Raw genomic sequence first — 12025 nt, forward strand, 5'->3', positions numbered from 1 at the left:
TTATAGCAGCTTGGACGTTGCTTCTTGCTTAAGCTCTAAACTCCCACCGGCATAGCCGGCGGTTTTTGAAGCCCCAGCGACTTACCGCTGGGGCTTCTTTGCTAAAGCATAATAAAAAAAGAACAAAAGCGTTTTTTGAACGCCTTTGTTCTTATGGCTGCCATATTATCACAAAATGAAATTGTTGTCAAATTTTTTTTTAAATTTTTTGACTTTTTTATAGTTCTGCTGTGTATTTTCTGTGTATTACGATGCGTAAAATTATGTTACTTAGTGTCATTCTATGGCACTCAGAAAACGAATAAAAAACTTGATTTTTTCGCATAGACATGCGGTTTTTCGCATAAAAACAGGCTCCGTAGAATATTCCTACAGAGCCATGCTTTTGGCGGAGAAGGAGGGATTCGAACCCTCGAAGCGCTATCAACGCTTACACGATTTCCAGTCGTGCGCCATAAACCGGGCTAGGCGACTTCTCCTTATCTTTTTACTTTTTCTACAGGACGCTTAATTATTATACGACAGCAGCTTTTATTTGTCAACCAGAAATTTCATAAAATTTTATTTATATTATTTTTTACAAAATTTCATGAAAAAAGCGTACAGTTCACTTAAATTTCTTAAATCTGGATTATAATAGCTATAGCAAAACTCAAGAGGGGTGGATCAAAATGACCGCGTTAATTACGGGAGCAAGCTCTGGACTTGGCCGGGATATGGCAAAGCTTTTAGCGGCTCGTGGGTATGATTTAATTTTGGTAGCTCGACGTCAAGACCGCTTGGAAGCTCTGAAAAGAGAGTTGCCATGTAACGTAGAAATTCTATGCCTCGATCTTGCAAAAAAGCGAAATTGTTATATCCTTTACGAGAAGGTCAAACATGAACCCATTCAAATTCTGATCAATAATGCTGGCTTTGGTTTGTGCGGCGATTTTGCTCAAACTGATTTGGAGACAGAACTTTCTATGATCCAAACCAATATTCGGGCGGTACACATTTTGACCAAGCTTTTCTTGCGGGATTTTCTTCAAAGGGATAAAGGCTATATCCTGAATGTAGCCTCCTCAGCGGCATTCCAACCAGGCCCCTTGATGGCGTGTTATTATGCAAGTAAAGCATATGTACTCCGCTTAACCCAAGCAATCCGTGAGGAGCTGCGGCGAAAACACAGTAAAGTCTATATTGGAGCCCTGTGTCCAGGGCCATTTCATACAGAATTTAGTGATAAAGCGCATGTTAAGTTTGCCGTGCCCAGTCTCACAAGCAGGGAAGTTGCATCCTACGGGTTGGCCCAGATGTTCCGGCGTAAAGGTGTGATTATTCCGGGGAAACTAATGAAGGCCTCCAAGTTTTCTCAGCGATTTTTACCGGACAACATTGTCACAAAGTTAGCATATCATATGCAGAAAAGAAAAAATTAGGCAAAAGGAATCACCGTGTCCATGGACACGGTGATTCCTTCCATTCTATTTAAGGAATGTTTGATAATCTTCCCAGTTTTCCCTGAGCAATTTTGGCGTATCAAGCCCGTAAGGACAGTGGTCAGAACAATGATTGCAATGAATGCAGTTTTCAATGCGGGACATTTTTTCCTGCCACTCTGGAGTCAGATAGGGAGCGGAAGGCATCCGGCGCAACAGAAGGGACATGCGAGCGCTGTTGGGAATCTCAATCTGTGCGGGGCAGGGGAGACAATAACCGCATCCGCGGCAGAAATTGCCGGAAAGATCTTTTTTGTCTTTGGAGATCAAAGCAGCAATTTCCTCCGTCATCTGTGGTGGATTATCCACAAAGGAAAGAAATTCATCCAATTCCTTTTCTCGCTGTATCCCCCAGATGGGGAGAACATGGTCATATTGTCCGATAAAAGCGGCAGCGGCTCTCGCATTGGTAATGAGCCCCCCAGAAAGGGCTTTCATAGCAATAAAGCCCATTTGCTTTTCTTTGCAAAGATTAACAATTTCCAGATCTTTTTCGGTTGCCAAGTAACAGAAAGGAAACTGCATAGTGTCATAAAGCCCTGACGCAATGGCTTCTTTTGCTATGTGGAGACGGTGATTGGTTATGCCGATAAAGCGAATTTTCCCCTGTTTTTTCGCTTCTAATGCGGCCTCATATAATCCCGTTCCGTCCCCAGGCTTTGGGCAAAAATCTGGGTTATGGAACTGATAAATATCAATGTAATCAGTTTTCATCATCCGAAGTGATGTGTCTAGATCTTTCCAGAATCCATCTCCATCCTTAGAAGGTGTTTTAGAGGCCAAAAAGATATGATGACGCACATCACTCATGGCATATCCAATTTTTTCCTCGCTGTCCGAGTAGCTGCGGGCAGTATCAAAGAAGGTCATTCCTCCCTCATATGCCTTCCGAAGCAGCTTTTTTGCTTCATCAAAGGAAACCCGTTGGATTGGAAGAGCACCAAATCCATTCTTATCTACGGTAATTCCAGTTTTTCCCAATGTAACCTTTGGCATAATTTTTCGCCTCTTTTTATAGGAGTCGGGAATATCCCATTCCCATTATAATCAAATAGAAAAGATTGTACAAGTTTTTACAAGAAAAAGAAGCGATCTGACAGAATATCTTAAAGATGGTAGCCTTGGCGTAAACGATTACGGATAAAAAGCTTTTTAAACGCCTTTGGGTTAAATGGAATCAATGGATAGAGATAACTTTTCCCGGAGATTGTCTTATGGAAAGCAATGGAAAAAATAAGCAGCAGTATCCCGGCAATATATCCATAGAGGTCGAAGAAAAAGGTGAGAACAAGGGTGATCATCCTCATAAACTTTAAGGCATATGATTTGCGAAAAGAAACCGTGGACAGATTCTGTCCACGGTTTCTTTTTTCACATTCTTCGACTCATGAAAAAGTAGATGATAGCAAAGAGGATAGCAGCGGTCCAGAGGCAGCAAATCAGGGTGATGAGAACAGTGAAGTTCATCATGGCAAATATCAAGCTGGCAAGGGTAATGCCTAGAACAAAAATAACAAAGGTCCATTTGCATGTTTTCTCCATGATGGTTTGCCGACGCTCATCGTTTTCGTCAATTTGAAATTGCTGCAGCTTCTGTGGATTTCGCAGGAGTAACAAGATTTGTATCAAAAGAAAAGCACCTACCAGAGCCACGCTGCCGCCGCCTCCTAAGAGAAAACCGCTGGCAAAGTCAAATTGACTGCTTTGGCCTCCACCATGAATTGTAGTATAGAGACCAATGGAAAAGACGCTCAGCCCGATAATCAGAGCAATGATAGAATAAATAACACGCAACCGGATGGTCTTGGCTTGCTTAATCAGCATAACGATTCCTCCTCAAACAGAAAGACTTCTTCAATTGTTAGGCTAAATGTTTTGGCAATTTTGTGGGCCAAGAGGATGGAGGGATTATATTTCCCGCTTTCTAAGGAAATGATGGTTTGGCGAGAGGTTTCCACCATAGTGGCCAGCTGTTGTTGGGTAAGACCGTGCTCCTCTCGGAGCGCGGCAATGCGGTTTTTCAACGGGATATTTCCCCCTTTTGCACGTGCGTTATTTTGATGTAAAGTTAACTTTACGTCCATTATAAACAAACCTTTGTGCTATGTCAAGTAAACTTTACATCAAGAAAAAATATAGGTTGAAAAACAGCTAATAAGCGGATACAATGAGGGTAGAAAAACAAAGGGGGGCGTTTGCCATGCAGATCGAGGATATTTATGTCATTTATGGGAAAAAACCAAAATCCATGGTAAAGGAACTTTTGGAAAAATCCGATATTATATCTGAAATCCCGCAAGGGGCGATGATTGGATTGAAGCCCAACCTGGTGGTTTCCAAAGGGGCGGAAACCGGTGCTACCACTTCTCCAGAAATTGTTGAAGCCATCATCGAATATCTTCAAGAACACGGCTATGACAAGATCACCATTATGGAAAGCTCCTGGGTTGGTGATGACACCAGCCGTGCTTTCCGGGTATGTGGATACGAGGATATTTCCCGCAAATATCATGTGCCACTTAAGGATTTAAAACGCGACTCTTCTACCGTGCACAAGGCAGGGGGATTGGGGATCGAGTACTGTGATACGCCCTATCATGTGGATTATCTTATCAACCTTCCAGTGCTCAAAGGGCATTGCCAAACAGGGATGACCTGCGCGCTCAAGAATATGAAGGGCTGCATTACAGACCGGGAAAAGAGAAAATTTCATACCATGGGACTTCATAAGCCCATTGCCTGCCTCAATAAAGTGCGTTGTGCAGATCTTGTATTGGTCGACGGGCTGCGGGGCGATTTGGACTTTGAAGAGGGAGGAAATCCAGTGGAAATGAATCGGATTCTTCTCGCCAAAGACAGCGTTCTGGTGGATGCCTATGTGGCTCAGCTCATGGGATATGAAATCAGTGAAATTCCCTATATTGCTATGGCCGCTGAACTGGGTGTAGGCAGCATGGAGGTGGAAAAGGCCCATATCGTGGAGCTTAACACCGACCATACAGGGGCCAAACTCACTTCTTCCAGAAGGGCACGGGCTCTCGCCAAATATATTGATGAAAATGATGCCTGTTCCGCCTGTTACGGAAGCTTAATTCATGCCTTGACCCGAATGGAGGATCGTGGCATGCTGCGAAATATTCAGGGAAAAATTCATATAGGACAGGGTTTCCGAGGCCAACAGCCCGGCGGAATTGGTGTCGGTGTCTGCGCCAAAGGCTGCGATAAATGCGTCATTGGATGCCCGCCCAAGGCCATTGATATTGTCAAAATGTTAGAGGATCAGTTTATCTAACAGGAAGTACAGAAGGGTTATTTTATGAGAGTGTTTTGCATCGTCCTTGACAGTATGGGGATAGGGGAGATGCCGGACGCGGCATCCTACGGAGATATTGGAAGCAATACGCTGGGAACAATCCGGCGCTCTCCCAAATTTCATGTACCGATTTTGGAGAGACTAGGTATTTTCCAAATCGATGGCGTAGCTCCAATGGAAAGGACAGTGGCACCAGAAGGGGCTTTTGCCAGGCTTTCTGAAGCTTCCAAGGGAAAGGATACCACCACAGGCCATTGGGAGATGATGGGGATTATTTCTCCCCATCCCATGCCAACCTATCCTAAGGGCTTCCCGCCCGAGGTGATTCAAAGTCTGGAGAAATCCTGGGGCAGAGGAATCCTATGCAATCAGCCTTATTCCGGAACAGCGGTCATCCATGATTACGGGCAGGAGCATCTAAAAACAGGGAAGTTGATTGTCTATACCTCGGCAGACAGCGTACTGCAAATCGCCGCTCATGAAGGGATTATCCCGGTTGAGGAGCTCTATGAATATTGTCGGATTGCCCGGCAGATCATGCAGGGGGAACATGGTGTCGGCCGGATCATTGCAAGGCCATTTCAAGGTACCTATCCTGATTTTTGGCGAACAGCCCATCGACGTGATTTTTCCTTAGCCCCGCCCGGGAAGACGACGTTAGATTTTCTCAGTGATGCGGGAAAAGATGTTATTGCCGTGGGAAAAATTCATGATATTTTTGCCGGGCAGGGGATAACAGAGTCCATTCATACGGTTAATAATGATGAGGGAATGGAAAAGGTCCTGGCTATCGCAGAAAAACGGGATTTTGACGGTTTTTGTTTTGTCAATCTTGTGGATTTTGATATGATATATGGACATCGAAATGATGTAGATGGTTATGCTGCGGCCCTGAGCGCATTTGATCGGCAGCTGGGAAAGCTTCTGCCCCGGCTGCGTGGGGACGATCTGTTGATGATCACCGCTGATCACGGATGTGATCCAGGCACCGAAAGTACAGATCACTCCCGGGAATATGTACCATTGATGCTCACAGGTCCAATGGTTTACCCTATTAATCTAGGTACGAGGGAAACCTTTGCCGATATCGGAAAAACAGTGCTTCATGCGCTGAAGATTGAAAATAATCTTCCTGGAAAATCTTTGTGGAATTTAGTGCGCAAGAAATAATAAATAGACGCTGCCTAGACGAGAAGACAGCAGAAGGGAGTTTGTCATGTATCGAACTGAACTCATTCACGAAGCTATTCTGGCAAGAAAAAAAGCTTATTGTCCCTATTCCCATTTTGCGGTAGGCGCTGCGCTTCTAGGGGAGAATGGCAAGGTTTATCATGGTTGTAATGTGGAAAACGCTTCTTATGGGGCGGGCAATTGTGCGGAACGTACCGCAGTTTATTCTGCCATTGCCCAAGGAGAAAGAAAATTTACCGCTATCGCAGTAGTCGGCGGTTATGAGGCGCATCCGCTTCCTTTTGAAACGTATGCATTTCCTTGTGGAGTATGCCGCCAGGTCCTCTGGGAATTGGGTGGGCCGAACCTTCATATCATTGTCGCTAAAAGTGAGGATGATTATCAAGAATATAAATTAAGCGAATTACTTCCCAAAGCATTTGGAGATCAAATGAAGTAAAGGGGGAAACTGCTGTGCGGATGGTAGACCTCATCGAGAAAAAGCGAGATGGCGGAAAGCTTTCTAAAAAGGAAATAGAAACCATTTTTTTGGGGTTTACTCAAGGTGAAATACCGGATTATCAAATGTCCGCCTTTCTTATGGCGGTATATTACCGGGGAATGGATGAGGAAGAAATTTCAGATATGACTGCGGTTATGGCTGGTTCCGGTGATATGGTGGATTTGTCCGAAATTCCCGGCGTTAAGGTGGATAAGCATTCTACAGGTGGTGTGGGGGATAAAACCACCTTGATTGCTGCCCCTATTGCAGCTGCCTGCGGGGTAACCATTGCCAAAATGAGCGGCCGTGGCCTTGGCTTTACCGGAGGCACGGTGGATAAATTGGAGTCCATTCCGGGATTTCGCACAGAAATCCCACGGGAAGAATTCATGAAAATTGCCGGTGAGACTGGAATTTGTGTCATTGGACAGTCAGGAAATCTCGCCCCAGCGGATAAAAAAATCTATGCGCTTCGGGATGTAACAGCAACAGTAGATAGCATTCCGCTGATTGCTGGAAGCATCATGTCTAAAAAGATTGCCGCCGGTAGTGATTGTATCCTTCTGGATGTAAAGACGGGCAGCGGCGCTTTTATGAAAAAGCTGGAGGATGCTGTCAAGTTGGCTGAAATTATGGTGCGCATAGGTGAAAAGGTCGGGCGCCATACAGCAGCACTTATTACCAATATGGACGTTCCTCTGGGTCATGCCATCGGCAATTCTCTGGAGGTTATTGAAGCGATACACACATTGCAGGGCAAGGGCCCTGAAGATTTAACCTCTATCTGCCTAGAACTTGCCGCCAATATGATCTTCCTTGCCGGAAAAGGCGAAATCAGTCAGTGCCGAAAAATGGCCAGACAAGCGCTCCAAAACGGCAGTGCTTATCAAAAATTAAAAGATATGATATCCGCGCAGGGTGGAGATATTGGAGTGATTGATTACCCTGAAACCTTTGAAAAGGCAAGGGTATGTCATGAAGTACCAGCGCCGGCAGGAGGCTATATCACCCACATGGATGCGGCTCAATGCGGCATAGCTTCTATGCTTCTAGGGGCAGGAAGAGCAACAAAGGAGAGCCTTATCGACCATAGCGCTGGAATTGAACTTATCAAAAAAACAGGCGATGTGGTTAAACTAGGAGAGCCCATTGCGCGACTGTACACTTCGGATCCGTGCCTTCTACCCGATGCCCAAAAGGCCTATTTACAGGCGGTGGAGATTTCAGATCATCCGCCAATGACCCAAAAGCTAATTATCGGCAGGGTTACCACCAAAGGTGTCGAATACGTCTGATAAGCTGCAAATCTGGAGGATAAGTATAAAAAATGGTATAACGAGGAATACGAGTTTGAGATCGAGGTAACCGGCTTTCTTCGCAGTGATCATACAGAGCGGTATTGCCGTAATGGGGAGGAAATAGGAGATAAATATACCTGCACCTATGGCTGCCCAGTCAATGAAGACGGACTGGGAATCTGCTCAAAGGTCATGATGATACTGTATCCTATCATGGAAGCGGTCAGAAGCGGTGGAGATTTAGAAAATATCGGTGGCTCCAGTCAGTATAGCAAGGATGTTGTATGTCCTGATGGCTGTGTAATGTTCAGATTAACAGCAAAAAAACTAGGAAATCTGAATTTTTATAAAGGGAAATTTTTTGATCCTGTCTAAAATTGGCCAATAGAACAAAATTCCAGACTGTAAAAGTGAAAGAGCTATAATCAAGGAGCAGCCAATAGCTGCTCCTTGATTATAGCCAATCCCCTTAAAAATCAGAAAAAAATATCAATAAGCCCAGAGGGAGGATATAAAGTCTATGGATTTGAATGATAGCGCGCTGAAAATCAACGCAATACAAGGACTCGGTATCATTCGGCTGGGCTTTTGGCTTGTTAAAAAGCCGAGTAAAACACCAGAGGAAGCATCGGCCGCCAAGGCGTTTCTAAGAACTTTTTGGATTACTCTTAGCGTTGTCCTATTCTTCGCTGTCCTTTTGTTTATCCTAACTGGATATACGATGGACGGAGTGGTGGGATATCAGGGGGACTATGACGAATCACGTACCGGCCGGATAGAAAATGGCCAGATCCGCTATGTGAAAAATGAACTTTACTATATTTCGTTAGAAGAAATTGACCTATCAGCAGAGGAGCTGTCTGAAGGCACACATATAAATCTGTATTTTGATGCTGAAGGGAATGTAGTGGCCGCCGAAAATGCGGATGAGATTGACAGAGAAGTTCAGTCCAGGGTCATTCTTACAATATTGGCTATGGGTGCGATGGTGGTTGTGCTGATTGCTTTTGCTATAATCGCCAGAAAAACATTTGGAAAGCCATGGTATCAATGGGCAACACGGGTGCGAAATAAAAAAATTTAAGCCGTGATACAAATTGAGAAACAGTGGGATGTGTGGTATAATAATTTGAAATTTGCATGGATAGGCCATGCTGTATACAATCAAAACGATGTTGTGCATTACCAAAATGAATGAACGGGTAAATATTTTATAATAGATGGGGATGAATTATGAGCGTAAATAAGGATATTGAGCAGATTTTGATGAAAGTTCAGAAACCTGGCCGCTATGTAGGGGGAGAGCTTAATTCCGTCATCAAGGACAAAGAAAAGGTGGACGTTAGATTTGCTTTTTGTTTTCCTGATGTTTATGAGGTGGGAATGTCCCACTTGGGGATGAAGATCCTGTACTCTCTGATCAATGAGAGGGAAAATTATTGGTGTGAGCGTGTATTTGCTCCGGAACTGGACATGGAGGAGCAGATGTTCCTGCACAAAATTCCCCTGTATGCGCTAGAAAGCAAGGACCCTCTGCGGGAATTTGATATCATTGGATTTACGCTCCAATATGAGCTTTGCTATACTACGGTTCTCAATATGCTGCATATGGCAGGGATACCAGTGCGCAGCGCTGACCGTGATGCCAGCTATCCTTTGGTGGTAGCTGGCGGCCCCTGCGTTTGCAATCCAGAGCCTATGGCAGATTTTATTGACGTTTTTCTCTTGGGAGAAGGGGAAGAAAACCTGTTGGAGCTTATCGATCTATATGAGCTCGCAAAGCGGGAGAAAATATCCAAACAAGAATTTTTGCAGCAAGCCAGCCATATCAAAGGCGCCTATGTACCCAGCCTTTATGATGTTTCGTACAATGAAGATGGTACCATCCAGAAGGTAACTTCCTTGGGTGGAGCGCCCATGCCGGTGGAAAAGGCCATCATCAAAGATATCGATCAGGTCTATTATCCGAAAGAATTTGTTGTACCTTTTATTGATACGGTCCATGACCGGGCAATGGTTGAGGTCCTGCGTGGATGCATCCGGGGATGTCGGTTTTGTCAAGCTGGATTTATCTATCGTCCGTTTCGAGAAAAGCATTATCAAACGATTGACCGCAATGCCCGTGATCTTTGTGCCAGTACTGGTTACGAAGAGATCTCTTTGACCTCGCTTAGCACCAGTGACCTCACTGAAATTGAGCCACTTCTCAACAGTATGCTCAGCTGGACTGAGGATGAAAAGGTCAGCATGTCTCTGCCATCACTGCGGGTCGACAATTTCTCAAAGGAGTTACTCGACAAAATTGCCAAGGTGAGAAAAAGTGGACTAACTTTTGCGCCGGAGGCTGGTTCCCAGCGGTTGCGGGACGCGATTAACAAGAATGTGACTGAAGAGCAGATTATGAAAACCTGTCAGACCGCTTTTGAGGGAGGATACACCAACGTAAAACTCTATTTTATGCTGGGACTCCCCACAGAAACAATGGATGATGTAGCCGCTATTGCGGATACAGCCCAAAAAGTGGTGGATCTATTTTACAGCTTGCCCAACAGGCCCAAGGGGAGGGGCGTCAATGTAACGATCAGTGTTGCATGTTTTGTTCCTAAGCCTTTTACCCCCTTTGAATTTGAGCCTCAGGATACGATAGAAATGCTCCGTGAAAAACAAAAGCATCTGGTGGCATCGGTGAAATCTAAAAAGATTTCCGTGCATTATCATGAAAGTAACACCTCTGTATTGGAGGGAGTTCTTGCAAGAGGAGATCGGAGACTTTGCGATGTCATTGAATACGCATGGCGTCACGGATGCAATTTGGATAGCTGGGATGAACATTTCCTCTACCAATCCTGGGTGGATGGATTTGCTGCCTGTGGCATTGATCCCGCATTTTATGCAAACCGCCGTCGAGAATATAACGAAATTATGCCTTGGGATCACTTAGACTACGGTGTGAGCAAAAATTTTCTCATTCGTGAGAATAAAAAGGCGTATCAAGCACAGACGACGCCCAACTGCAAAGAAAGCTGTAGCGGTTGCGGAGCTAATAAGCTGATGGGAGGGCCATGTGTCAATGGGCAATGTAAATGAATTTAAAAATATCCGCATTTTTTTCTCCAAAAAAGGAGATGCAAAATATATCTCTCATCTGGATCTGACCCGCTGTATGCAAAGATGTATCAAAAGGTCTGGTATTCCCATTTGGTACACCCAAGGCTTTCATCCTCACCAATACATGACCTTTGCACTGCCGTTGGCGTTAGGCTATGAAAGTGAATGCGAATCTATGGATATACGCCTGACGGAACCGATGGATTTTCAAGAGGTCAAGGAGCGCCTCAATGATGCATTGCCCCGTGATATTCGGGTACATAAAGTAGCTGATCAGCAGATGGATCCAAAAGAAATTTCCTTTGCTGACTATGAAATCCAGGTAGCCTTTTCTTGTGACGACGTTTTGACTAAGTTTGAAAAACTCATGGCAATGGAAAGGATCAATGTAGAAAAACGGACCAAGAAAGGTATCAAAGAGGTGGATCTCAAGCCCTTGGTTCAGGTGATTTCCACTGGGGAGGAAAACGATCAGCTCCTGCTGAAGTTAAGATTGCCAGCAGGAAACACTCTCAATATCAATCCAACCCTGCTTTTTGAAGCATTTTGCAAAGTCTATCACTGTGAAGTGGAGGCGTATCATATCCTTCGTACGGGCATCTTTACTGGGAATTTAGCTGAATTTTGCTGAGAAAACCTATTGCATTTGCCCAATGTTTGTGGTATCATATATAGGCATTTAGTGGCCTCCGCGCATCTTGTGCGGTGGGGTTTGATGCCCGGAATTTTGTTCCGGCGACATTAAAGCGGGCAGTCCTCTGGCACAAGGTGCGAATGAATGTCTGAAAAATAAGGAGGAAGTATCGAATGGATGCTTTGAAACACATTGCTGCGGATTGTATGAAATCCGAAGTGCCCAGCTTTGAAATCGGCGACACTGTCCGTGTTGACGTTAAGATCAAAGAGGGCGAGAGAGAAAGAATTCAGGCCTTTGAAGGTATTGTCATTGCCCGTCAGCATGGTGGCGTCAATGAGACTTTCACAGTGCGCCGCGTTGCTCATGGCTGTGGAATTGAGAGAGTTTTCCCTCTGCATTCCCCCAATGTTGACAAGGTTACTGTCATTCGGCATGGCCGTGTCCGCAGAGCCAAACTGTTCTATCTGCGTGATAGAGTGGGTAAAGCTGCCAAAGTCAAAGAGCAGATTCGCTAAT

General features: G+C 44.8%; 14 protein-coding genes and 1 tRNA gene. 10 read left to right on the forward strand and 5 right to left on the reverse strand.

The window, feature by feature from the left end; genetic code table 11:
• Positions 1-386: 386 nt before the first annotated feature.
• Positions 387-479 (reverse strand) — tRNA-Ser (locus WGC32_RS03240).
• A 192-nt stretch (positions 480-671) separates the two neighbouring features.
• Here WGC32_RS03240 and WGC32_RS03245 point away from each other — a divergent pair.
• Positions 672-1421, forward strand: a complete 750-nt coding sequence (locus tag WGC32_RS03245) for an SDR family NAD(P)-dependent oxidoreductase (RefSeq protein ID WP_191481598.1) — start codon at positions 672-674, stop codon at positions 1419-1421.
• Positions 1422-1466: 45 nt separating this feature from the next.
• On the opposite strand, the gene WGC32_RS03250 is transcribed toward WGC32_RS03245, so the two are convergent.
• The 4 genes from WGC32_RS03250 to WGC32_RS03265 all read right to left on the reverse strand — a co-directional run bounded on the left by WGC32_RS03250 (position 1467) and on the right by WGC32_RS03265 (position 3505).
• Positions 1467-2477, reverse strand: coding sequence for an aldo/keto reductase (locus WGC32_RS03250; RefSeq protein ID WP_342680675.1), 1011 nt, complete (start codon positions 2475-2477; stop codon positions 1467-1469).
• A 110-nt stretch (positions 2478-2587) separates the two neighbouring features.
• Positions 2588-2788: a spore germination protein gene (locus WGC32_RS03255; protein WP_342680676.1), complete on the reverse strand. Its 201-nt coding sequence runs from the start codon at positions 2786-2788 to the stop codon at positions 2588-2590.
• Positions 2789-2852: 64 nt separating this feature from the next.
• Positions 2853-3305, reverse strand: a complete 453-nt coding sequence (locus WGC32_RS03260; RefSeq protein ID WP_342680677.1) for a hypothetical protein — start codon at positions 3303-3305, stop codon at positions 2853-2855.
• Positions 3299-3505, reverse strand: a complete 207-nt coding sequence (locus tag WGC32_RS03265; protein WP_191481599.1) for a helix-turn-helix domain-containing protein — start codon at positions 3503-3505, stop codon at positions 3299-3301. Before WGC32_RS03265 ends, WGC32_RS03260 begins: the two co-directional genes overlap by 7 nt.
• Before the next feature lie 176 nt (positions 3506-3681).
• Between WGC32_RS03265 and WGC32_RS03270 the strand changes: the two genes are divergently transcribed.
• The 9 genes from WGC32_RS03270 (at position 3682) to rplS (ending at position 12024) form a co-directional block, all read left to right on the forward strand.
• A complete protein-coding gene (locus tag WGC32_RS03270; RefSeq protein WP_342680678.1) occupies positions 3682-4773 on the forward strand; it encodes a DUF362 domain-containing protein in 1092 nt (363 codons plus the stop codon).
• A 24-nt stretch (positions 4774-4797) separates the two neighbouring features.
• On the forward strand, positions 4798-5964 hold the full coding sequence (locus WGC32_RS03275; protein WP_342680679.1) for a phosphopentomutase: 1167 nt from the start codon (positions 4798-4800) through the stop codon (positions 5962-5964).
• A 46-nt stretch (positions 5965-6010) separates the two neighbouring features.
• The gene (locus WGC32_RS03280; RefSeq protein ID WP_342680680.1) at positions 6011-6424 is read left to right on the forward strand and encodes a cytidine deaminase; all 414 of its coding nucleotides are present in this window, start codon (positions 6011-6013) and stop codon (positions 6422-6424) included.
• 14 nt (positions 6425-6438) lie between these two features.
• Complete coding sequence (locus WGC32_RS03285) at positions 6439-7761, forward strand: pyrimidine-nucleoside phosphorylase (protein ID WP_342680681.1); 1323 nt, start codon at positions 6439-6441, stop codon at positions 7759-7761.
• A gap of 12 nt (positions 7762-7773) precedes the next feature.
• Entirely contained in the window at positions 7774-8139 is a 366-nt protein-coding gene (locus WGC32_RS03290) for a TIGR04076 family protein (protein ID WP_342680831.1), read from the forward strand.
• Positions 8140-8284: 145 nt separating this feature from the next.
• Positions 8285-8848: a hypothetical protein gene (locus WGC32_RS03295; RefSeq protein ID WP_342680682.1), complete on the forward strand. Its 564-nt coding sequence runs from the start codon at positions 8285-8287 to the stop codon at positions 8846-8848.
• A 149-nt stretch (positions 8849-8997) separates the two neighbouring features.
• A complete protein-coding gene (locus WGC32_RS03300) occupies positions 8998-10851 on the forward strand; it encodes a TIGR03960 family B12-binding radical SAM protein (RefSeq protein ID WP_342680683.1) in 1854 nt (617 codons plus the stop codon).
• Positions 10835-11503 carry a TIGR03936 family radical SAM-associated protein gene (locus tag WGC32_RS03305; protein ID WP_191481548.1) on the forward strand — a complete coding sequence of 223 codons (669 nt, stop codon included), beginning with the start codon at positions 10835-10837 and terminating at the stop codon, positions 11501-11503. Before WGC32_RS03300 ends, WGC32_RS03305 begins: the two co-directional genes overlap by 17 nt.
• Positions 11504-11679: 176 nt before the next feature.
• The gene (gene rplS, locus WGC32_RS03310; RefSeq protein ID WP_191481549.1) at positions 11680-12024 is read left to right on the forward strand and encodes a 50S ribosomal protein L19; all 345 of its coding nucleotides are present in this window, start codon (positions 11680-11682) and stop codon (positions 12022-12024) included.
• Position 12025: the final 1 nt, after the last annotated feature.

This window comes from Zongyangia acetica, assembly GCF_038739695.1.
In the GTDB taxonomy this organism is placed as follows: domain Bacteria; phylum Bacillota; class Clostridia; order Oscillospirales; family Ruminococcaceae; genus Zongyangia; species Zongyangia gallinarum.

Bases quoted from the DNA above. Each gene is read 5' to 3' on its own strand.
- WGC32_RS03245 (WP_191481598.1), top strand. From the start codon at position 672: ATGACCGCGTTAATTACGGGAGCAAGCTCTGGACTTGGCCGGGATATG.
- WGC32_RS03250 (WP_342680675.1), bottom strand. From the start codon at position 2,477: ATGCCAAAGGTTACATTGGGAAAAACTGGAATTACCGTAGATAAGAAT.
- WGC32_RS03255 (WP_342680676.1), bottom strand. From the start codon at position 2,788: ATGAGGATGATCACCCTTGTTCTCACCTTTTTCTTCGACCTCTATGGA.
- WGC32_RS03260 (WP_342680677.1), bottom strand. From the start codon at position 3,305: ATGCTGATTAAGCAAGCCAAGACCATCCGGTTGCGTGTTATTTATTCT.
- WGC32_RS03270 (WP_342680678.1), top strand. From the start codon at position 3,682: ATGCAGATCGAGGATATTTATGTCATTTATGGGAAAAAACCAAAATCC.
- WGC32_RS03275 (WP_342680679.1), top strand. From the start codon at position 4,798: ATGAGAGTGTTTTGCATCGTCCTTGACAGTATGGGGATAGGGGAGATG.
- WGC32_RS03280 (WP_342680680.1), top strand. From the start codon at position 6,011: ATGTATCGAACTGAACTCATTCACGAAGCTATTCTGGCAAGAAAAAAA.
- WGC32_RS03295 (WP_342680682.1), top strand. From the start codon at position 8,285: ATGGATTTGAATGATAGCGCGCTGAAAATCAACGCAATACAAGGACTC.
- WGC32_RS03300 (WP_342680683.1), top strand. From the start codon at position 8,998: ATGAGCGTAAATAAGGATATTGAGCAGATTTTGATGAAAGTTCAGAAA.
- WGC32_RS03305 (WP_191481548.1), top strand. From the start codon at position 10,835: ATGGGCAATGTAAATGAATTTAAAAATATCCGCATTTTTTTCTCCAAA.
- rplS (WP_191481549.1), top strand. From the start codon at position 11,680: ATGGATGCTTTGAAACACATTGCTGCGGATTGTATGAAATCCGAAGTG.